This is a genomic window from Nocardioides sp. NPDC127514 (assembly GCF_040302125.1).
GTDB lineage: Bacteria > Actinomycetota > Actinomycetes > Propionibacteriales > Nocardioidaceae > Nocardioides.
Genome location: NZ_JBEORF010000008.1, coordinates 136,808 through 157,828, shown reverse-complemented (window position 1 = coordinate 157,828; position 21,021 = coordinate 136,808). Strand labels below are relative to the sequence as shown.

Below are 21,021 nucleotides of genomic sequence, written 5' to 3'. Positions count from 1 at the left end.
TCCGGTGTCGCCGGATAGGGTCGTGGCGTGCAGGTCATGGGAATCGTCAACGTCACGCCCGACTCGTTCAGCGACGGCGGACGTTTCTTGGCGACCGATGACGCGGTGGCTCACGGTCACGCGCTCCTGGAGCAGGGGGCCGACCTGCTCGACATCGGTGGCGAGTCGACCCGTCCGGGGGCGACCAGGCCGCTGGTGGCCGACGAGTTGGCCCGGGTGGTGCCGGTCATCGAGACGCTGGCCGAGGAGGGCGCGACCCTCTCGGTCGACACGATGCGTCCCGAGGTAGCCGAGGCGGCGGTGAAGGCCGGGGCGAAGATCATCAACGACGTCTCGGGCGGTCTGGCCGACCCGGGGATCCTCCAGGTCGCGGCCGACCACGGTGCGACGTACGTCGTGATGCACTGGCGCGCGCACGGCGCGGAGATGCAGCACCAGGACCACCTCGTCTACGCCGACGGCGTGGTCGCCACGGTCAAGGCGGAGCTGGAGCAGCGGATCGAGGCGGCGCGGGCGGCGGGGATCCAGGACGACAACATCGTGGTCGACCCCGGCCTCGGCTTCTCCAAGACGGCCGACGACAACTGGCGGCTGCTGGCGGGCGTGGAGGAGTTCCACAAGCTCGGCTTCCCGGTGCTCGTCGGAGCCAGCCGCAAGACCTTCCTCGGCCGCCTGCTGGCCGCCCCCGACGGCACCCTGCGTCCGGTGACCGAGCGTGAGAACGCTCACGACGCGATCACCGTCTTTCTCGCGCAACGTGGTGTCTGGGCCACGCGTGTTCATGACGTACGTGCCGCCAAGGACGCACTCGCGGCGGCAATGAAGTTGGAGACTATTCGGTGAACATCACAGAACCTGCGGACGAAATTCAGATCCTCGGCCTGGAGTGCTACGGCCATCACGGAGTCTTCGACTTCGAGCGCCGCGAGGGGCAGAAGTTCATCATCGACCTGGTCATCGGCACCGACTCCCGCAAGGCGGCGGAAACAGACGACTTGCATGACACCGTGGATTACGGAAGTCTCGCGATGGCGGTCAAAACCAATGTTGAGCGCGACCCGGTGGACCTCATCGAAACGCTTGCCCAGCGGATCGCGGACATTTGCCTTGCAGACATCCGCGCACTTTGGGTACGTGTTACGGTTCACAAACCGGGGGCGCCTATCGAAGCGACGTTCAAAGACGTCACCCTGACGATCACCCGGAGGCAGAGCACGTGACAGAGGTACCCAACCCGTACATCATCGACGCCGACACGCTCACCGGGGAGATGCGGCCGATCCGGCGGGCGGTGCTGTCTCTGGGCTCCAATCTCGGGGACCGGTTGGCAAACTTGCAGGACGCGTTGAACACCCTCGCCGAGACCCCGGACGTCTGGGTGACCACCATCTCTCCGGTCTACGAGACCGAGCCGGTCGACTCGCCCGCGGATGCTGAGCTCTACCTCAACGCCATCGTCCTCGCCGACACCACGCTCACCCCGACGCGCCTGCTCGAGCGTGCGCTCACCATCGAGGATGCGTACGGCCGCTCGCGCAGCGGCATCTTCAACGAGCCGCGCACGCTCGACATCGACGTCATCTCGGTCGGCGACAAGATCCTCGAGGAGGAGTCGCTGACGCTGCCGCACCCGCGTGCGCACCAGCGCGCCTTCGTGCTCAAGCCGTGGCTCGACCTGGAGCCGAGCGCCGATCTTCCGGGCGTGGGTCCGATCGCCGAGCTGCTGGAGCAGTCCGACCAGTCCGGCATCACCCGCCGCGACGATCTCAGCCTCGAGCTCTGAGCGGATCTGAGCACAGCACCCGAGGACCCCGACCAGGGTCCTGAGAAGGATCCCGCCGACGACGAGCGCCGGCTCCACCCGATGTCGGGCGGAGCCATCACGGCGTGGGCCGTCATCGGGATCGTCGGTGGCTGGCTGGCTCACCCCGTGCTGGAGTCCTGGCGCGGGGTGGCCCCGGTCATCACCTGGGCGCAGCCGGTGGTGCTGCTGCTGATCGCGGCGGCCCTGGGCGTGACCGCCTGGATCACCCACCGCCAGCTGCAGGTACGCGGCGAGCGCATCGAGGCTCATCAGGCGGTCAACCGGCTGGTGCTCGCCCGCGCCTGCACCCTGGTCGGCGCGCTCCTCGCCGGCGGCTATCTGGGCTACGCGGTGAGCTGGCTGGGCTACGACGCCAACACCGCGGCAGGGGAGCGGCTGGTCCGTTCGGCCCTCGCGGCCGTGGCCGGGACCGCGATCCTCGTCGCCGCTCGACTCCTCGAACACGCGTGCCGGGTCCGCAAACGCGATGAAAACTAGCCGTACCGTGGAAGCATGCCTTCCCCATCCGCAACTTCAGTCACACGCAGGCGTCAGCGCAGCACACGCCTGACGGTTGCTGTAGGCCTGCTGGCGCTGGCCGCCATCACGATCACCGCCGCGGTGGCCTCCGGGTCCTGGCTGGTCGTCGTGCTCGCAGCCGTTCTCGGGCTCGCCTGTGGCGCTGCCGCAACCAAGATCACCCACTCCGAGCTTCTCCAGACCCGCCGCGACTGGGCGCGTGACCGGGCCGAGCAGGCCCAGGCCTACCGCGTCGAGTCCGAGAAGCGGGCCGAGGAGAACGCCGAGTTCCGCGAGCACATGGATGCCAAGCTCGCCGAACGAGTCCAGGCCGTCGAGGAGCTCGAGGCCGCTCTGGCCGCCGCGCACCAGCGTGCCGCCGAGGCCGTCCGTCGCCGTGGCGAGGAGGCCCGCCGGGCAGCTCAGGCCGAGATGCGCGGCGAGCAGCTCGAGGCGATGCTCCAGGCCGTCGAAGCCGACGCCGCCGAGGCGGCCATCCGGGTCGCCGAGCTGGAGTCCGAGCTGGACGCCGTACGTGCCGAGCTCGAGGCCGAGCGTACGAGCTGGACCGGGGCTCAGTCCGCCTGACCAGCGAACGACGCACAGATGTATGGATGGTGACGAGGCGCCAACAGCGTCATGGCACTTTGCGTCGGCGCGCGTGAAAACGCGCCGCGACGCTCAAATCGATACTCGGGTGGGTAACTGTCGGCGGTCTGGCTCGTTATGATTTTTCCGAACGGGTAACGCGCCTACCGCGTCCCTGCGATCTGTGACGACGCTGCGACGAGGGTCGTTGGAAAGGGGAAGCCGGTGACGTTGATCGCCGAACGGGCAGTCACGATCACTGAAGGCTTCGCCTACCTACGCGACCTGATGACCACGTACGCCAGAAGGGCGCCGGTGAGGTCGGTCGCCGTGCTCGGGAATGCGCCGCTGGGGCCCAGCGACGACCGGGCGCAGGCCATCGACGACTCGGATCTGGTGATCCGGGTCAACAGCTTCGTGCTGGACGTCCCGGGTGGGCCGCGCGCCCAGGGATCGCGGGCCGACGTGGTGATCTGGAACCGGATCACCCGCCCGACCCGGTTCACCTTCGACCGCTACCGCGAGCGCCTCTACCTCCTGGCCGAGCCGATGCGCTTCCACGGCCGCCTCGAGGTGTGGCCGATGTCGTGGCCGCCCGATCTGGGCTTCGTACCCATCCCGAACGGGGAGCTGCTCACCGGCACCGGGAACGACCTCGACATCCCCTGGCGCACCGAGAAGCTGGCGCCGACCACGGGCTTCACCGCCGCATGGCTGGGGGTCAACCTGTTCCCGGAGTCCGACATCCTGCTGTCCGGGTTCTCGTTCGTCGACAACCCCGGGCAGACGGAGTGGACCTATCAAGCCGGCGGCTCCTCGCCCGTGGCGCCGGAGCATCGGATCGAGGCGGAGGCACGCGTCATGACCGGCTGGCTCGAGGAGGAGCGCGTTTCCCTATGGCGATGAACCGACTGCGCGGCAAGGTCAACAGATTGGCCGGCTCCGCGGCCGACCTGGACGAGGCTCGAGCCACCATCGAGGAGCTGCGCGCGATCACGGACCGGCAACGCGTCCGGATCGGTGACCTCGAGCGCGAGCTCGCTCGGGTCAGCCCGCAGGTCGCGGCACTCGAGGCGCGTCTGGAGACCCTGCGTGACACCGTCGAGCGCGGCAACCTCGCGGCCGGAGCGCCGTCGGAGGGCCACGTCGACGCCTCCTCGATCTGGGCCGAGATCCAGCGTCAGCAGGAGCAGGTGCGCGCTCGGATCACCGCGGCCACGCGTTTCGAGGAGCGGTTGCGAAGGCTCGAGGACGGAGCGACTTAAGGTGAGAATGTGCCGCATCCCGCTCTGAGCATCGTCATCCCGTTCCACAACGTGGAGCCCTTCCTGCAGACGTGCCTGGAGTCGCTTCGCGCCCAGACCTTCTCGGATTTCGAGGTCGTCATGGTCGACGACGCGTCCACCGACGGGTCCGCGACGGTCGCCGACCGGTTCGCGTCCAGCGACGCGCGATTCCGGGTGGTCTCCTCGGAGAAGGTCGGTGTCGGGGTGGCCCGAAACATCGGGATCGAGGCGAGCAGGGGTGACCTGCTCGCGTTCGTCGACGCCGACGACTACGTCCCGGAGTACGCGTACCAGCTCATGACGGACACGTTGGCGCGCTCGGGGTCCGACTTCGTGGCCGGCAACGCCCGCCGTTTCGACTCGGTGTCGGTCTGGCAGTCGTGGTCCCACCGGCGCCCGTTCGTCACCACCCGCATCGCCACGCACTGCAGCCGGACCCACATCCTGGGCATCGATCGCTACATCTGGAACAAGGTCTACCGGCGCGACTTCTGGGACTCCGCCGGCCTCGGCTACCCGGACATGCTCTACGAGGACTACCCGGTCGCCCTCGCGGCCCACATCCGCGCCCGCCAGGTCGACATTCTCGCCGAGCCGATCTACTACTGGCGGCACCGCGACGGTGGCGAGGCCTCGATCACGCAGAGCCACTGGAATCTCGACAACCTCAGCGACCGCGTACGTTCGGCCGAGATGCTCTTCGACATGGTCGAGGAGCAGGCTCCCTACCTGTCCGACCTGGTCAAGTCCCACCTCGCGGCGACGGACGTCCAGGTGCTCGCCCGGTCGATCGAGGACCATCCGGCCGACGAGTCCGGGCGCATCTTCGACCTGGCGGAGCGCTACCTGGCGCGCGTCGACGACGCGATCCTCAACCGTCAGGGACCGTTCGAGCGCCTCGTGTTCGACCTGCTGAAGCGCCGGCAGCGTGACGCGCTCACGACGCTGACCCGCTATCGGGCCGAGTACGGGACCCAGGCGCCGCTGGCCCGCCGGCGGGATGGCTGGTACGCCAAGCTGCCGTCCTTCGAGGACGCCGCGGTCGGCGTCCCCGACTCGGTGTTCCGCCTGGCTCCGGCGTACATGAAGGCCAAGGCGGTGGCGACCGAGGCCTGGTGGGACGGATCCCGGGTTGCGGTCCGGATCAACATCGGCATCAACACCCTCGCGCTCGCGCCACGGACCCGCTTCAAGGTGTGGCTGGAGAGCCCCGCCGGCCGCCGGGTGCCGGTGGATCACGTCGCTCGGCCGCGGGCGATCCCGTTCGGCCAGGTGGACAGGTCCACGCTCGAGCTGAGCCTCGACCCGTCGCAGCTGGCGGGCGATCGCCAGTGGCGCCTCATGATCGGCATCCGCAACCGCGACGTGCGCGACGTGATCCAGGTGACGACGTCGGGAGACGGACGTGAGCGGTGGCAGGGCTGGCGCCGCATCGGCAACCGCTGGTGCCGCCCGGGTCGTCTCCCGGGTGGCTTCGGGGTCACCGTTCGGGACCTTCCGGACGCCTGGGTGGATCACACCACCGACCTCGGCGACGAGATCGAGATCCGGGGCGCGTTCCGGGGCGCTGCTCCCGAGCATGCGGAGCTGACCCTCACCGACCGCAGCGGTTCGGTGGTGACCCATCCGTTGACGATCGGCGAGCGGGGCGAGCGAGGCATCACCCCGTGGCGGCTGACGGTACCGGTCGAGGCTGTCCTGGAGAAGTCCGGACTGGACATGCCCATGGAGGAGATCGTGCCGACGCGGGTGAAGCTGTCCCGGAAGGGACGTACGTCTCCGCTGCCGGTGCACCCGGACTTCCTCGGGTCTAGGTCGCTGATGAAGGGGCGCGCGGTGAACGCCACCCGCGACCCGAACGGTTCCTTCGTCATCACCGCGACGCCCGACCGTCCCGTCGTCCACGACGCCTGGTGGCAGGGTGAGGACCTGATCCTGCGTGGTCCGGACGGTCCGCGGCTGGAGTCCACGGGAGCGGTGCTTCGGACCTGGCCGACCCCGGAGAAGCCCCTCGACGTCGCCCTCGACGTGACCGACCGTGACGGGGTCTTCCTGATCACCGTTCCCGTGGGCGCGTTGCGCAGCACCGTGGTCGAGCACGGGGCCGGTGAGAAGTCGCAGTGGTCGTTGCTCGACGGCCGCGAGCACAAGCCGATCGTCGTGGCTCGTGAGCTCTCCGAACGGGTTCCTCAGCCGACCGCCGCCGAGGCGGCGAAGCTCGAGTTCGGCTGGTCCGACGAGATCCACCTGCGGCTCGCGCCGGTCCCGCCCGCCGACGCGTGACCGGCTGAAGCCGCTAGCGCCTGGCCACGCGTCGCATCGCGCGGAGAGCCCTTCTGAGCAGGCGGGCCGCGCGCCGGGCCCCGGGCACGCGTCCGAAGCCGGACCGCGCCTTCCCGGGGACGGATGATGCGCGCTTGGCGACCCGGTTGACGGTCGGGGCCTGCCGAGCGCTCAGCTGGTCCTCCAGCTCCTTGATGCGATCGTTCAGTGCCGCGACGTCGCGCCGGGCCGCCGTGCGTACCTCGTGGGTCATCGTCTGACGCTGACGCATCTGCTGCTTGAACCAGGTCACCTGGCCGCGCAACGCCTCGTTCTCGTCCGCCAGCTTCCGGAGCTCGCTCGGATCGGCCTCCTGCGGCGCCTGCCGTCCGGCGACCACGGGTGTCATGCCGGTCGCGGAGAGCGCGGCCTCTCGCCGTCGGCGTACCTGGTGGACGTCCGCCGGAGTGACCGCGACATCGATGGTGGCCGCGAGCAGGATGGTGAGCTCCTCCCTGCCGCGGCCTGCGGGCCAGGGGTGGCGCCACCCCGTCGCGCAGAGGTACGCCGCGAGCTCGTCCAGCAGCCCCAGGAGGATCTCGTCGGCGGACTCGCCGAGCTTCACCGTCGACTCGTGGACCGGGACGACGTGGCCGGCGTCGAGGCCGATCTCGTCGACCTGAAGACCGCACCAGCGCTCGGGAGCGGCGGCGACCGCGTCGCGCAGCCGGCGCACGTGCTGGCGAAGCCCCGAAGCGTCGCGGCGTGCCGAGTCGTGCAGGGCTTCGATCAGCCAGGACCGCTCGGCAGCGGTCCAGGACGTCTCGTCACCGGTCCGATCGACACCGACGACCGACGAGATCGGGGCGAGGCCGCGGGTGACCAGCCAACCGCCGGCGGCTCCCGCGGCGCCCAACGTGTCCAGCGCCTGGCCCAGCGCCGGCTGGACCTCGCGCAGCGTGGGGGTCTCGGAGGGACGGCCGTGAGCGACCGCGAGCGCCACCGAACAGGCTTCGGGAGCCGCGGCCAGGGTCGGCGCGGCGACGTCGGGCCACAGCGTGTGACCGCGACCGCGGAACCGCGCCCTCGCGTCCGCGAGGCTTCGCGGGTTCGCACGATCATGGACGGGGAAGGACCAGTCAGCGTTCTCGTTGGATGCCTCCGGGTTGACGGCCCGGAGCTGTGCGAGCGGGGATCCCGGGTTGGGAACGACCAGCGCCAGCCGCGAATCGCCTGTCGCGAGGACGGCGAGGTGCTCGGCGATCGCGTGCCAGTCCGCCGGGTCGGCGTCGATCGATGCGACCCGTCCGAACCCGTCCAGCGCGAGCACGGCGTCGGCCGGCTGGTCGGGGGTCCAGGCACGCAGGTCGCCGCAGACGACGTCGACAGCCTGGTGGGCGTACCGCTCGGAGACGAGCTCCGCGTCGGTGTGGGTGCGGAGGACGACGGTCGTGGTCGCGGCCACGTCGACGACCGCGTCGAGCAGGTCGAGGTCGTGCGGGCCGACGACGAGCAGGTGGGAGGCGCCGGTCGCCGTCGCAACGGCGAACCGGGTCAGGACCGGTCCGCGCGGGAGCGTCCGGGCGCCGGCCATGTCGGACCAGTCGTACATGTCTCCCGAGACGACGCGGTAGGCGGCGACCGTCGAAGCCGTGTCGATGTCGTTCATCCTGTGATCTCCCATCCGAAGAGCGCGCGCAGCTCAGCGGGCGACGCCATGGCATCCAGCCCGAGCTCGCGCACGGTCGTGGCGCGTACTTCCTCTGCGTCGGTCTCGACCCCGTGGAACTCGGGGAACAACCGTTTGGCCTGCTCGTTTCCGTCTCTCACGCTGGCGTCCCTGACGTCGGCGAAGGTCATCGGGTCGCCGTAGACAGCGACCTCGGCGCCGACCGAGGCGCCGTAGAAGATCGCCGTGGTCAGACGGTTCGAGGCGACCCGACGGTGGCGGATCTGCTCCGCGTACTGCTTGTGGAGGAAGCGGATGTCGGTGCCCTGACGCAGCGTGCCGCGCTTGCCGTGACAGATGACCCGGAAGCCGGCGTCCTCATAGCGGCGACGGATCTCCGGCATGTCGTACTCGATCCAGTAGAGGCAGACGGTCACCGGACCCTCCTCGGTGTCCCGGATCTCCGCGATCAACCGGTCGTGATCGCCGCTGACCTCACCGTGGTCCCAGGTGTGGAACGGGTAGAAGATCGTTCCCTCGCGCTCGTCGGCCGGGGGTATGGGCTCGACGTCCTTCTTGAGGTCGAGCAGGTAGTTCCACGGAGCGCCGATCACGGCATAGTCGCGCCAGCCGACGGCCTGGCCGCGGCGCAGGTTCGCGTGGGACCAGACGAACTTGGGGAAGCCGTACGGCGGCTCGTGGCCCGGGCCGAACCCGTGAAGGAGGTTCCAGCCGTGCTGGAGCACGCCCCAGATCGGGCGCGGCTGCTCGAACGGGAGTCCGCAGTACTCCGAGAGGATGTGGGCGTGTCCGTACCAGTGATTGCTCGTGTCCACGTCTTCAGTCTCCTTCGACCTTGACCGCGGCGACCAGCACCGAGGACCCGAACGGCAGATCGAGTCTGGGCAGCAGCCGCTGGTCGATGCGGGTGGCGCCGAGCAGGACCTTCTCGATCGCGGGCGAGACCTCGGGGAGCGGTGCGACGCCGCCGTCGGCGAGCTGCTGGGCGCTGGCCGGGCCGCGCTCCTTGACCCGGGTGACCAGGCGTTGAGCGGCGAACATCGGAAACGTGCCGGTGAAGCCGTACGTCGCTCGCACCGGCGAGAGCCCGGCTGCCCTGACCGCCGCCACCGCCCGCCGCAGGGTGTAGCGCCGATAGTGATGGTTGTGGTCGTCGTGGCGGGTCCAGGCCCAGTTGTACGCCGGGACCGACATCAGGAAGCGACCGCCGGGGGCGAGGACGCGCTCGATCTCGGCGAGGGCGGTGGCTTCGGGGTCGCAGTGCTCGATGACGTCGAAGGCGGCGACCACGTCGAAGGAACCGTCGGCGAACGGGAGCCGGATCGCGGAGCCGCAGACGCCGCCGTCGGCGAGGCCACGCGGGTCGACGTCCAGCGAGACGTGATGCTCGGCGGTGCCCTCGAGCCAGGTGACGCTCGGCCCGTCGGCGCTGCCGACGTCGAGGAGGCGGCGGGGGGTCCCGACGTACGGCTTCATGACGGTCTCGAGGATCTGGGTGCGCGCTCGGTACCACCAGTAGTCGCTCTGGGCGATCGAGGGAGAGCCTCCCGTCGTGGTGCCCAGCAGCATGTCCGTTTCGGTCATCGGATCGAGATCTCGCTCACGTGCGTCGGAAGTGCGGAGGTACCAGCAGCGTAGGCCAGTGCGATCTCATCGGCGATGCGACGCACGCCGACCGAGAAGGGTGTTTGGGTCCGTTTGTCGAGCTCCGGCCAGACGACGCTGCGGACCCGCAGATCGCGTGCCTGGCCGGGCGTGCCGGCACCCGGGATGCGCAGTCTCGACCGCCGCCGGAAGACCCGGTTGGTCTCGCCGATGACGGCCGAGAGGGTCGCTCCGGTGCCGGTGGCCAGGATCTTGACGACGGCGTTCGATCCGGCACCGCGGACGTGCTCGTGGAGCCCGTCGAGGGCGTCGACGATCATCTCGGCGCAGTCGCCGACGTAGAGATAGTCCCGGATGGTGTCGAAGGAGACCCAGACCGGCAGCGGCGTGCCGCGCAGCTGGGCCAGGCACAGCTGAGAGACGAGGCCCTGGGGCTTGGAGAGCTTCTGGCCGGGTCCGTAGAGGTTGGTGATCCGGCCGAGCAGCGCCACCGATCCGGTCTCGGCGCAGAACGCGGTCAGGGCTTCCTCCATGGCCAGCTTGGCCCTGCCGTACGCCACCAGCGGGCGAGGTTCGGAGAGCTCGGTGAACGGGGGATCGGCCGAACCGGCGTAGACGCCACCGACGGAGGAGGCGAAGAAGAACGCGAGCCGGGTGGTGGGGCGCAGGGCTGCACGCAGGTCATCGAGTACGTCGCGGAAGAGCGACACCTCGGTCTCGAGCTCGTCCGACGGGGTGGACACCACGCCCGCGCCGGCGCACCAGGCGATGTTGACGCGGCCGTCCGGCGAGGAGTCGACGAAGGCGGCGAGCTCGGATCTCAGGGCGGCGCGGGCCGCGACCGGGTCGTGCCAGGGCACGCTCGTCGTCCGCACGGACGCACCGGAGCGCTCGAGGGTGCTGCGTACGTGGCGGCCGAGCAGACCGCCGCTGCCGACGACGAGCGTGGGCGGTCGGGACGGGCGCTGAGCGCCGGTCACTCGCGGTGACCCGGCTGGGCTGACTCGCGAAGCGGGCCGTTCGCGGGGTCGCTGACGATGACGTAGAGCGGCTTGCCCATCGCCATGTTGACGGAGACGCCGAGGTATTCGGCGATCACTCCGAGGGTGAGCATGATGGCGCCGGAGCAGACCAGCACGGCCGCCATCAACGAGGTCCAGCCCTGCACCGGGACCCCGCCGGCGAGACGGGCGACGACCAGCACGACCGCGAGAACGACGCCGGAAGCGGCGAGCAGGGCTCCGCAGATGCTGACCGCCCGCAGCAGGCGGGTGCCGCCGGTGAGCACCATCCGCCAGAAGTGCGACATCAAGGAGCGGTAGTTGTAGCCGGAGGGCCGCTCACCCTCCTCGCGCAGCTCCACCGGGCACGTGGCCACGTCCGAGATCACCCAGCTCAGCGCGACGTCGAGGTAGACGCCGTTGGCGGCGTAGGCGGACACGCTCCGGCCGTACTCGCCCAGGATCAGCCGGAAGCTGTTGAACTGCCGGGCGCTGCCACCGGGCATGAGGCGGTCGATGACCACCTTCGAGCCGCGCGAGGTCAGGTTGCGCAGCGGACCGTGGGGCGCCGCGTTGGTCGGGCGGGCATAGACGAGGGCGGCACGCTCCCTGAGGGCCGTGTCGAGCATCGGCCCGATGTAGGCCGGGTCGTGCTGGCCGTCCTCGTCCATCGTGACGATCCAGTCGGATCCGGACGAGGCCAGGCCGGCGAGGGTCGCGGCGTGCTGGCCGAAGTTACGGCTCAGCCAGATCGGGCGAACGATGTCGTACTTCTCGGCGAGCTGTCGCATGGCGAGGTCAGAGGTGTCCGGGCCATGGTCGTGGACCAGGAGGATCTCGGTGACACGTCCCTGGTGCCCGTTCGGGGTGACGAACGGTTCGGCGAGGTCGACGACCTCGCTCACCACGTCCGGAAGCGTCTCGGCACCGCGGTAGACCGGGATGACGACGGAGACGGTGTGGGTGGGGGACATTGCAAGGAAAATAGCGCATTCGGAGGGGGTTCGGTGTACTCCGTGTAGGCGTTTTGTTGGCATGATCTCCCGGGTGACTGCAGACCAGGCAACCGTGGGCGCCGCGCCCGACGCGAAGCCTTCCTCGGACCGCATGTTCTCGATCTCCGGCGGGTCCTGGTCGGGACTCCTCCCGGGCGCGCTGGTCGTGGGCGTGACCCTCGTTCTCGCGGTGCGTGTCGCCGGGGTCGGACTCGGTGACGCGCTGCTCTTCACCGGGTACGTCCTGGCGTTCCTCACCTTCCCGGGGACCGTGGTGTGGCGGGCGGTCGCGAAACCGGGACCGACGATCGGCAACGACCTGGTGCTCGGCACCATCCTCGGGCTCGTCCTCGAGCTGCCGCTCTATCTCCTGCTGCGTCTGTTCGATCTCACCCAGCTGATCTACGCCTACCCCGTCGCGGTGCTCGTGGCTGTGGCGGTCGTCGTCTGGCGCCGCCGGCGGATCGCGCCCGTGGTGATCGGTCGGGCGAGCCTGTGGTCGTGGGCCGGCGCGGCGGTGGTGTGCGTACAGCTCCTGCTGGTCGCGAAGCGGGTGTGGTCTCACCGGCCGATCGACGCGTTGCGGTCGCCCTACGTCGACGAGCCGTTCCACCTCGCGATCGCCGGCGACCTGCTGCACCACTTTCCGGCCCAGATGCCGTGGGTGGACGGCACCCCGCTCTTCTACCACTGGCTGGTCTACGTCCACCTCGCCTCGGCGGCGACGGTCACCCACCTCGAGCTCGTCGTGCTCCTGCGCAGCCTGTCGATGGTGCTGCTGGTCGTGCTCGCGGTCGCCGGAGCGTACGCAGCGGCCACCCGTCTCACCGGACGGGCATGGCCCGGCTTCGTCGCCGCTCTCGTCCTCATCACGGGAGCGACCCCCGACTTCTTCGGCTGGACGAGCCTGGTCAGTCCCGCGCAGCTGGCCTTCGACTCCGTCGTCCGTATGTTCAACAGCCCGACGCACGCCTTCGTGATGCCGCTCCAGATGGTCCTGATGGTGCTGATCGTCGAGGTGATCCGGGGCGAGCAGCGGCGATGGCCGGTGTGGCCGCTGATGATCCTCGTCATGATCGCTGTGGCCGGGGCGAAGTCGTCTGCCCTGCCGACGATCATCGCGGGCCTGCTCCTGGCACTCGTGATCTCGGCCGTGCTGCGCCGCAAGCAGACGGTTCTCACCCTGGGCGCTCTGCTCGGCTCGGCTGTCGTCGTCTTCCTGGTCGCGCAGCAGGTGTTCTACGGCGGCGGCACCCGGGCGACGACGATCGATCTCAACGGAAGCACCGTCCAGCGACTGGGCATCCTGATGCTGCCGGAGGGGGAGACCCTCCCCGGGTCCGCGCCGGTGTCGATCTGGATCTCCTTCACCGTCGGCTTCGTCCTCGTCACGGTGCCGCTGATCGTCGGCCTGGTGCGTGGCGGCTGGCGACGGCCCGAGTTCGTGTTCCTGGTCGGTCCCTGGGCCGCTGCTGCCGGCGCGTTCATGGTCCTGAGCCATCCGGCGCTGAGCCAGGCCTACTTCCTGCTGGGAGCCAGCGGGTTCTTCGCCGTCGCGACGGCTGTCGCGCTGTCGGACATCAACCCCGGCCGCCTGTCGCGTCGCGATGGCGTCTGGATCGTCGGCTGCGCCGCGCTCGGCTGGCTCGCGCTCGTGGCGGCGAGACTGTTGGTGGGCGATGAGATGCCGGCGAACGGCTCGGTCTTCACCTCGACCTTGCTGACCCAGCTCGTCGTCGGGCTGCTGGTACTCGCCGTCGCCGTCGTCATCGTGCTCCTCTACGCTCGGCGCTCGGCGCTCGCGGCGCTCCCGGCCGTCGCGGCGTTGATGCTGGGCGTCGTGGTCGCCGGCGCTCCGCAGACCGTCGCTCTCGCGGGAGCCGGCCCCTCGATTCCCCGAGGTGCTCCCACGGACATCATCGGCCCGGGCGGAATCGCCGCCGCACGGTTCGTCCGCGCGCACTCACAGCCGGACGAGCTGATCGCGACCAACGCCCACTGCATCGGGCTGCCCGTGCCCGACTGCGACCGCAGGAACTTCTGGATCGCGGCGTACGCCGAACGTCGGGTGCTGGTGGAAGGGTGGGCCTACATCGACCCGCTGGTGGTCGGGCTGCCGTCCACGGATCTCAACAACTCGGCCTACCTGCCGTTCTGGGACCCCGAGCTGCTCGAGGCCAACGACGCCGCCATCACGCGTCCGTCACCGGAGACGATCAGCACGTTGCGTGACGAGTTCGACGTCGACTGGCTTGTCGTCGACCGCCGCTATCGCGCTGACCTCCCCGGCATCCGCCGCGAGCTCGGTCAGCCGCGCTTCAAGCGCGGGCTGTACTCCGTGTTCGATCTGCGCTGACCGATCACACCTCGGTCAGCGGCGCAGGAGGCGCCGGAGCCGGCCCCGCTGCGAGGCCTCCGCTTCCCGTCGACGGGCGCGGGCGTCCTCGACCTCCTGCTGGATCTCCTCCGGGATCGTGTGCAGGCCCTGCATGACCAGCTTCACGACCGCCATCACCTCGTCGCCGGGGATCTCGGAGTAGTCGCCGATGTTGTAGTCGGGGAAGCTGCTCTGCTCGATCATGTCGGTGAACGAGAAGCCGCCGAGCTTGCCGATGAGGAGGTTGTCGTCGCGGTAGTCCTCGAGCAGCTCCTGCCGGAACTCGGAGGTCATGTAGACCGCGCTGGTGTCGTTCCAGCCGAGCTGGGTGGCCTTGGTGACGAACTCGCCACGAAGGATCTGGATCCACTTCAGACGCGTGGCCTTCCAGGAGTCGGCGCCTCGGAGCCGGCCACGCATCGGTGCGGCGGCCACGATCGGAGCCAGGTGCCGCGCGGTCTCGACCGTCCGCCAGCCGGATCCGACGTTGGTCGACCCCGCCCCCTCGCCCTGGATCGGGAGCTCGCACGTGCTGAGGAAGTCCGCGACCGCGTTCCCATGACGCAGCTCCTTGCGGATGAAGGGGCGAAGCCGCAGGTCGACGTCCGGGATGGCAGTGGTGATGGTGTCCGCGAACTCTCCGTAGCGCAGGAAGCTCATGTCGAGCGGCGACCACTCGCGGAACTCCTCGAAGGGGAGATCGACGAGCTCGGCGTGCTCCGGCCTCATCACCATCAGCCGCTCGACGTAGAAGGCGTTGTAGAACGTGGCCTGATCGCGGACGTAGTGGACCCAACGCACCTTCGCGCCCGCCTGGCGCGCGTACTCGCCGATCGCGCTGATGTGCTCGGGCTTGAGTAGCGAGAACGACTCGCACGAGATCACCGTGGTCTCCGCGGTGCCCGAGGCGATCGACTCGACGAGCTGCTCCCAGGTGCCGAGGGCGGGCGTGAAGAGCACCTCGCCGAGGAGCTGGGAGTAGAGGTTCTGGTGCTGGACGCTGTGCGTGCCTCGGCCGATCGTGGGATAGGCGATCTCCGGAGGGAGCTTCCCCTCGCGGCTGGCGCGGGCAAGGAAGGTCTGGATCGCCGTGCTCCCGGTCTTGAAAGTGCCGGAATGGACGATCAGAGTCTTCTGCATGCAACGCTCCAAGTGTCGCTGCTGGAATGGGGTGCGGCGCGACGTCCCGCGTGGCACGGATCTTACCGGCCGGGGCTTATTGACCGAGCTTCTTCTGCTCGATCTGGGCGTTGATCTCGACCAGCTCGGGATGGGCCTCCAGGAGGGAGACGAGGCCTTGGGTGTCGAGACCGTGCGCGTCGTGGTCCTCGATGAGGATCTGCAGGAGCCGCAGGTCCTCGGGGGTGTCGAGAGTGATCCGGTACGCCGAGGCATCCCGCTCCCACGGCAGGTTGCGCTTGGGCCGGGTGTCGTCGGTGTAGAGCCACGGGGTGACGTGCTCGCGGTGGGGCGTCTCGGTCGCGAGCCGGTCGGCCTCCAGCAGCGCCGCCGCGGAGAAGACCTCGAAGTCGAGCCCTCGCGGGTAGGTGCGCTCCAGGGCGTTGCTGGCATAGAGCGCGGGATCGTCGGCGGCGACCCACGCGTCGATGCCGCGGCGTACGACCTCGCCGTCGATCAGGGGGCAGTCGCTGGTCACCCGGACGACGACGTCGGGCTCGAACTCCCGCACCGCCAGCGCGAAGCGCGACAGCACGTCGGGCTCGCTGCCGCGGACGACGCCGACGCCGAGCTTGTCGGCCAGGACGGCGACCGGGTCGTCGTCGAAGTTGGTGGTCGTCGCGACGATCACCGGGAGACCGGCCGCGGTGAGCCGGGTGAGGTGGTGCTCGAGCATGGTGATGCCCGCCGCCTCCCGAAGCACCTTGCCGGGGAGGCGGGTGCTGGTCATGCGTGCCTGGGTGATGACCGCGGTCTTCACAGGGTCCCGATCAGCGTCTCGACGACCTGGTCGACCTGGTCGTCGGTCAGGTCGGGGTACAGCGGCAGCGAGAGCTCCTCGGCGTAGAACGCCTCCGCGTTGGGGCACATCCCGCGCTGGTAGCCCAGGTCCGCGTAGACCGGGTGCCAGTAGACCGGGATGTAGTTGACCTGTACGCCGATGCCGGCCGCCCGCATCTTCTCGAACACCTCGCGCCGACGGTCCTCGAGGATGCGCACCGGATAGAGGTGCCAGGCCGGGTCGACGCCCTCGCGCTGGACCGGCAGGCGCAGCCCGTCGACGTCGGCGAGCGCGGCGTTGTAGCGCGCGGTGATCTCCGCGCGGCGCTGCTTGAACCCGGCCAGTCTGTTGAGCTGGGAGAGCCCGAAGGCGCACTGCAGGTCGGTGAGCCGGTAGTTGAGCCCGAACTCGTGGACCTCCTGGTGCCACGGTCCCTCGTCCTTGATCCGGAACCGGTCGGCGTCACGCATCAGCCCCACGAAATGGAACTCGTGGGCCCGCTGCGCGATGGCGGCGTCCTTGGCGACGACAGCGCCACCCTCGGCGGTGGTGAGGTTCTTGGTCGGGAAGAACGAGAGTGTGGTCAGGTCGGCCAGGTCGCCGACCGGGCGCCCGCCGGAGGAGCCACCGATCGAATGGGCGGCGTCCCCGAGGGTCAGCGCGCCGACCCGGTCGGCGATCGGCTGCAGCGCGGCGTAGTCGGCCGGGTGGCCGGCGTAGTCGACGGCGGCGATCACCTTGGTGCGGTCGGTGACGAGGGCGTCGACGGCGGCCGGGTCGAGGAGGGCGGTGTCCTCCTCGACGTCGGCGAAGACGACCTTCGCGCCGAGCAGCGAGGCCCCCGATGCGGTCGCGACGAACGTCATCGGCGTGGTGACGACCTCGTCACCGGCACCCACCCCGGCAGCGGCGTAGGCGATGTGGAGGGCAGCGGTGCCGGAGGTGCACGAGACCGCCCGGTGGCCACCGACCAGGTCGGAGAGCGCCTGCTCGAACGCGGCGACCGTCGGCCCGGTGGTGAGCCAGTCGCCACGCAGGATCGCCGTGACTGCCTCGATGTCCTCCTCGGAGACCGACTGGCGGCCGTAGGGCAGCATGCTCAGATCCCCGACTCCAGAACCTTGCGGAGGTCCTCGGCGTCGTACCAGATGTCGTTCTTGTCCGAGGCGCAGTGGAAGCCGTCGGGGACCGGCACGGCGTCCATGATCGGCTTGTAGCCCCACTGCGGGTTCTCGGGCTCGATCACGTAGTACTTCCCGTCGCGGATGCTCACCGCGCGGCGGCCCTCCTCCGGGCTGATCATCTCCTCGTGGAGCTTCTCGCCGGGGCGGAGCCCGATGTCGACGAGCTTCGCTCCCGGCGCGACCGCCTCCGCCAGGTCGACGACCTTGTGGGAGGGGATGTGGGGGACGAGCAGCTCGCCGCCCTGCATGATCTCGAAGGTGTCGAGCACCATCTGCACCGCCTGCGGCAGCGTGATCAGGAACCGGGTGCACCGCATGTCGGTGATGCCGAGCGCCTCGCCGCGCTCGGCCATCGCCTTCCACTTCGGGATGATCGAGCCGCGCGAGCCGGTCACGTTGCCGTAGCGCACCACGGAGAACCGGGTCTCGTAGGAGGAGGCGTAGTTGTTGCCGAGGATGAAGATCTTGTCGGCCGTCAGCTTGGTCGCGCCGTAGAGGTTGATCGGCGAGGAGGCCTTGTCCGTCGAGAGGGCGACGACCTTCTTGACGCCCGCGTCGATCGAGGCCTCGACGACGTTCTGCGAGCCCAGGACGTTGGTCTTGATGAACTCGAACGGGTTGTACTCCCCGGTGTCGACCTGCTTGAGCGCAGCGGCGTGGACGACGTAGTCGACGCCGTGGAGCGCCCGGTGCAGGCGGTCGCGGTCACGGATGTCTCCGATGAACCAGCGGAGCCTCGGGTCGTTGCCGAACAGCTGGCGGCACTCGTACTGCTTCAGCTCATCGCGCGAGAAGACGATCACGCGCCGCGGGTTGAAGGTGTCCAGGAGGTGGCGGATGAACGCCTTCCCGAACGAGCCGGTCCCGCCGGTGACCAGGATGCTGGCGCCATCGAGAGGATGGTTGATCGGGGCGTCGGACTCTTGAACGTCCGAATTGGGCACGGTCACAGGGATGCTCTCTACTCTGGGCCTCACTGGTGCGCCAACGACACGGCGCGCAAAAGGTGACACATGCCGTGCCGTCCGTCGAAACGGACGAATCCGAGAGGTTGCGCATACATGTCCGTGGGATCGGTCGAGGCCGAAGGTCTGTGCGTGGCCATGGTGTGCGATGCCGGTCCCGATGTCGGGATCGGGCACGTCATGCGCTGCCTGGCTCTCGGGGAGGAGCTCGTCGCCCGAGGCGTACGTGTCGTGATGGTCGCGGAGCTGGACCGGGTGCCGTGGGCAGCGGAGCAGGTGCGGCGCCGGGGGATCGAGATCGCGTCGCCGGGACCGGGCGACGTCCGCGACGTTCTCACCCGCCTCGAGCCGTCGTCGGTGGTCGTGGACTCCTATCTCCTCCCGGCCGCGGTCTACACCGACATCCGGGATCGCTGGCCGCTGCTCGCGCTCACCGACGGTGATCCGCGCGGGCGGGTCGCCGACCTCTACCTGGACCAGAACCTCGGCGCGGAGGCCTCCACCTGGGCGCTCCCCGAGGGGTCCAGGCATCTCGGTGGGCTCGGCTACGCCCAGCAGCGACGTGAGATCGTCCGGCGGCGTCCGAGCGCGCCCAAGGCCGCCGCCGACGAGCACACGCCGCTGCGTGTGCTGGCCTTCTTCGGCGGAACGGACGCCTTCGGGGTCGCGCCACGCGTCGTGCGCCTGGTCGCGCGAGCGGGGATCGCCGTGGAGCTGACCGCCATCGCCGCCACCCCGGAGCTGGCCGCGGAGCTCGCCGGCATCGAGCTCGCGCCGGGCCAGGCCGTGCACGTGATCGGGCCGACCGACACCCTGGCCGAGCTCGTCGCCGACGCTGACGTGGTGCTCAGCGCCGCCGGCACCTCGGCCTGGGAGCTCTTCTGCCTCGGAGCGGCAGTCGGGTTCGTCTGCGTCGCCGACAACCAGAAGGACGCGTACGTCCGGATGGACCAGGAGCAACTGGCCGTCGGGATCGCCACCATGGCCGAGCTCGACGGCGACTCCGCGGACGCGGTGGCCCGGATGCGCGACCTGCTGGGCGACGTACGTCTGCGGGAGAGGCTTCGCGCCGCCTGCTGGGCCATGGTCGACGGCCGAGGGGCGGAGCGCGTCGCCGACGCGTTCCTCGCCCTCGACCGCGATCGGGTCCAGACCGCGTTCGGCTCTAGACGAGGTCCCAGCTGAGCGGTGTTCCAGCCGGGGCGTCCTGGGTGAAGGTGCGGCCGAAGACGATGTCGACGTCGGCCGGCGGTAGCCCGTCGGCGGGGCGGACGGAGCGTACGTTGTCCGGCCCGACCTTCTCCCCGGCACGCACGTCGCGGGTGACGAAGAGCGAGCGGCGGAAGCGCAGGCCCTCGCGCTCGGCCGACTTCGGCCCGATCCGGGCCTCGCCGAGCGCCTGCCAGGCGATCTTGGTCTCGCGGACGAGCGAGGCGAACTCGTCCGGCTCGAGGGAGAAGTCGGAGTCGACGGCGCCGTCCTCACGCGAGAGCGTGATGTGCTTCTCGATCACGCAGGCGCCGAGGGCGACGGCGGCGACCGAGGCGCCGATGCCGAGCGTGTGGTCGGAGAGGCCGACGGCGACGTCGAGCCCGTCACGAAGCACCGGGATCCCGCGGAGGTTGGAGGCCTCCGGAGGAGCCGGGTAGGACGCGGTGCACGCCAGCACGACGAGGTCGTCGTTGCCGGTCGCCCGTGCCGTACGCACCGCCGCGTCGATCTCGGCGAGCGTCGCGGTGCCGGTGGAGATGATCATCGGCAGCCCGGTCTCGGCGATCGCGCGGACCAGCGGCAGGTCGGTGATCTCGGAGGAGGCCGACTTCAGCATCGGGACGCCGAGCCCGACCAGGAAGTCGACCGCGGTCGGGTCGAACGCGGCGCTGAACGGCACCATCCCGAGCTCGCCGGCCAGCGAGAAGATCGGCTCGTGCCACTCCCACGGCGTGTGCGCCTCCTCGTAGAGCTCGTGCAGGCGACGGTTGGGCCACAGCGGGTGGTCGGCCGAGAGCCGGAAGGCGGGGGTGTCGACGTCCAGGGTGATCGTGTCGGCGGTGTAGGTCTGGATCTTGAGCGCGTGCGCGCCGGCCTCGCCCGCGGCGCGCACGATGTCGAGCGCCCGCTCCAGGTCGCCACCGTGGTTGCCGGACATCTCCGCGATCACGAACGGCTCGTGGCCGGGACCGATCGCGCGGTCCCCGACGGTGATCTCGTGGTCGGTCATCACTGCTCCTTGCCGGAACGTCGGGTCGGTCGGTCGTCGCGGTGCAGGCTGACCGGGATGGTGGTCACCACGCCGTTGTCGGTGGTCTGCTCGTAGGGCTCGCCCTCGGTGAAGCCGAGCCGGCGGTTCATGGCGCGTACGGATTCGTTGTGCGGGAGGACCTCGCCTTCGAGGAGGTCGATGTCGAGCCCGTCGGGCTCAGGGGCGAAGGCGTACGCCACGGCCTCGCGCATCACCTTGGTCCACGCCAACAGCGCGGTGCCGTCGGCGGTGGTGCCGTCGTGGTCGAGAAAGAAGCCCCAGGAGGCCGACCTGGCGGCGGGATCGTGGTCGAAGAAGGTCACCACGCCGAGGGGGCGGTCGGCGTACTCGAACATCAGCACCCGCCGGGTCGGATCCTGGGCGACCCGGGACCACCAGGCGGCGTGCTCCTCGGCGGTGATCAGATGCTGGTTGATGCTCACCGACCGGTTCGCCTCCTGGTTGCGCCATGCCAGCATGCTCGGCAGGTCGGCGTCGGTCGCCGGTCGTAACATCGGTCTCCTCGGACGTCATGGGATGCGC

General features: G+C 69.7%; 21 protein-coding genes. 10 read left to right on the top strand and 11 right to left on the bottom strand.

Features of this window, described 5'->3' with window-relative positions:
- The first annotated feature begins 36 nt into the window (after positions 1–36).
- The 8 genes from folP to ABTX24_RS08540 all read left to right on the top strand — a co-directional run bounded on the left by folP (position 37) and on the right by ABTX24_RS08540 (position 6,480).
- Positions 37–843 (top strand): dihydropteroate synthase, encoded by an 807-nt coding sequence (gene folP / locus ABTX24_RS08575; RefSeq protein WP_350838881.1) that lies wholly within the window; start codon positions 37–39, stop codon positions 841–843.
- Positions 840–1,220 carry a dihydroneopterin aldolase gene (folB, locus tag ABTX24_RS08570; RefSeq protein WP_160026379.1) on the top strand — a complete coding sequence of 127 codons (381 nt, stop codon included), beginning with the start codon at positions 840–842 and terminating at the stop codon, positions 1,218–1,220. The genes folP and folB overlap by 4 nt, the downstream gene beginning before the upstream one ends.
- Entirely contained in the window at positions 1,217–1,783 is a 567-nt protein-coding gene (gene folK / locus ABTX24_RS08565; protein ID WP_160026380.1) for a 2-amino-4-hydroxy-6-hydroxymethyldihydropteridine diphosphokinase, read from the top strand. The genes folB and folK overlap by 4 nt, the downstream gene beginning before the upstream one ends.
- An 81-nt stretch (positions 1,784–1,864) precedes the next feature.
- The gene (locus ABTX24_RS08560; protein ID WP_350713662.1) at positions 1,865–2,302 is read left to right on the top strand and encodes a DUF3180 domain-containing protein; all 438 of its coding nucleotides are present in this window, start codon (positions 1,865–1,867) and stop codon (positions 2,300–2,302) included.
- Positions 2,303–2,317: 15 nt separating this feature from the next.
- Positions 2,318–2,911 carry a hypothetical protein gene (locus tag ABTX24_RS08555; RefSeq protein WP_160026382.1) on the top strand — a complete coding sequence of 198 codons (594 nt, stop codon included), beginning with the start codon at positions 2,318–2,320 and terminating at the stop codon, positions 2,909–2,911.
- 225 nt (positions 2,912–3,136) lie between these two features.
- Positions 3,137–3,817 carry a hypothetical protein gene (locus ABTX24_RS08550; RefSeq protein ID WP_350838840.1) on the top strand — a complete coding sequence of 227 codons (681 nt, stop codon included), beginning with the start codon at positions 3,137–3,139 and terminating at the stop codon, positions 3,815–3,817.
- The gene (locus tag ABTX24_RS08545) at positions 3,808–4,176 is read left to right on the top strand and encodes a hypothetical protein (protein ID WP_350838838.1); all 369 of its coding nucleotides are present in this window, start codon (positions 3,808–3,810) and stop codon (positions 4,174–4,176) included. The genes ABTX24_RS08550 and ABTX24_RS08545 overlap by 10 nt, the downstream gene beginning before the upstream one ends.
- A gap of 9 nt (positions 4,177–4,185) precedes the next feature.
- The gene (locus tag ABTX24_RS08540) at positions 4,186–6,480 is read left to right on the top strand and encodes a glycosyltransferase (protein ID WP_350838836.1); all 2,295 of its coding nucleotides are present in this window, start codon (positions 4,186–4,188) and stop codon (positions 6,478–6,480) included.
- A gap of 13 nt (positions 6,481–6,493) precedes the next feature.
- Here ABTX24_RS08540 and ABTX24_RS08535 read toward each other — a convergent pair whose 3' ends face one another.
- The 5 genes from ABTX24_RS08535 to ABTX24_RS08515 are packed head-to-tail and all read right to left on the bottom strand — an operon-like array spanning position 6,494 to position 11,729.
- Positions 6,494–8,128, bottom strand: a complete 1,635-nt coding sequence (locus ABTX24_RS08535) for a hypothetical protein (RefSeq protein ID WP_350838834.1) — start codon at positions 8,126–8,128, stop codon at positions 6,494–6,496.
- Positions 8,125–8,964, bottom strand: a complete 840-nt coding sequence (locus ABTX24_RS08530; protein WP_160026386.1) for a hypothetical protein — start codon at positions 8,962–8,964, stop codon at positions 8,125–8,127. The genes ABTX24_RS08535 and ABTX24_RS08530 overlap by 4 nt, the downstream gene beginning before the upstream one ends.
- A 4-nt stretch (positions 8,965–8,968) precedes the next feature.
- Positions 8,969–9,733, bottom strand: a complete 765-nt coding sequence (locus tag ABTX24_RS08525) for a class I SAM-dependent methyltransferase (RefSeq protein ID WP_350838832.1) — start codon at positions 9,731–9,733, stop codon at positions 8,969–8,971.
- Positions 9,730–10,734, bottom strand: a complete 1,005-nt coding sequence (locus tag ABTX24_RS08520) for an NAD-dependent epimerase/dehydratase family protein (RefSeq protein WP_350838830.1) — start codon at positions 10,732–10,734, stop codon at positions 9,730–9,732. The genes ABTX24_RS08525 and ABTX24_RS08520 overlap by 4 nt, the downstream gene beginning before the upstream one ends.
- Positions 10,731–11,729 carry a glycosyltransferase gene (locus ABTX24_RS08515; protein WP_350838828.1) on the bottom strand — a complete coding sequence of 333 codons (999 nt, stop codon included), beginning with the start codon at positions 11,727–11,729 and terminating at the stop codon, positions 10,731–10,733. Before ABTX24_RS08515 ends, ABTX24_RS08520 begins: the two co-directional genes overlap by 4 nt.
- 73 nt (positions 11,730–11,802) lie before the next feature.
- Here ABTX24_RS08515 and ABTX24_RS08510 point away from each other — a divergent pair, with 73 nt between their 5' ends.
- Positions 11,803–14,106, top strand: a complete 2,304-nt coding sequence (locus ABTX24_RS08510; protein ID WP_350838826.1) for a hypothetical protein — start codon at positions 11,803–11,805, stop codon at positions 14,104–14,106.
- A gap of 15 nt (positions 14,107–14,121) precedes the next feature.
- On the opposite strand, the gene ABTX24_RS08505 is transcribed toward ABTX24_RS08510, so the two are convergent.
- The 4 genes from ABTX24_RS08505 to pseB form a co-directional block, all read right to left on the bottom strand.
- Positions 14,122–15,267 (bottom strand): hypothetical protein, encoded by a 1,146-nt coding sequence (locus ABTX24_RS08505; protein ID WP_350838825.1) that lies wholly within the window; start codon positions 15,265–15,267, stop codon positions 14,122–14,124.
- Positions 15,268–15,343: 76 nt separating this feature from the next.
- Positions 15,344–16,066 (bottom strand): cytidylyltransferase domain-containing protein, encoded by a 723-nt coding sequence (locus ABTX24_RS08500; protein ID WP_350838823.1) that lies wholly within the window; start codon positions 16,064–16,066, stop codon positions 15,344–15,346.
- Positions 16,063–17,184: a UDP-4-amino-4,6-dideoxy-N-acetyl-beta-L-altrosamine transaminase gene (pseC, locus tag ABTX24_RS08495; RefSeq protein ID WP_350838821.1), complete on the bottom strand. Its 1,122-nt coding sequence runs from the start codon at positions 17,182–17,184 to the stop codon at positions 16,063–16,065. The genes ABTX24_RS08500 and pseC overlap by 4 nt, the downstream gene beginning before the upstream one ends.
- Positions 17,185–17,186: 2 nt before the next feature.
- Positions 17,187–18,221, bottom strand: coding sequence for a UDP-N-acetylglucosamine 4,6-dehydratase (inverting) (pseB, locus tag ABTX24_RS08490; RefSeq protein WP_350838819.1), 1,035 nt, complete (start codon positions 18,219–18,221; stop codon positions 17,187–17,189).
- A 111-nt stretch (positions 18,222–18,332) separates the two neighbouring features.
- On the opposite strand from pseB, the gene ABTX24_RS08485 reads away from it, so the two are divergent.
- Positions 18,333–19,421 (top strand): PseG/SpsG family protein, encoded by a 1,089-nt coding sequence (locus ABTX24_RS08485; protein ID WP_350838817.1) that lies wholly within the window; start codon positions 18,333–18,335, stop codon positions 19,419–19,421.
- Here ABTX24_RS08485 and pseI read toward each other — a convergent pair.
- Together pseI and ABTX24_RS08475 are read right to left on the bottom strand one after the other, a co-directional pair.
- Positions 19,402–20,457 carry a pseudaminic acid synthase gene (gene pseI / locus ABTX24_RS08480; RefSeq protein WP_350838815.1) on the bottom strand — a complete coding sequence of 352 codons (1,056 nt, stop codon included), beginning with the start codon at positions 20,455–20,457 and terminating at the stop codon, positions 19,402–19,404. The genes ABTX24_RS08485 and pseI overlap by 20 nt on opposite strands.
- A complete protein-coding gene (locus tag ABTX24_RS08475) occupies positions 20,457–20,993 on the bottom strand; it encodes a GNAT family N-acetyltransferase (RefSeq protein WP_350838813.1) in 537 nt (178 codons plus the stop codon). The genes pseI and ABTX24_RS08475 overlap by 1 nt, the downstream gene beginning before the upstream one ends.
- Positions 20,994–21,021: the final 28 nt, after the last annotated feature.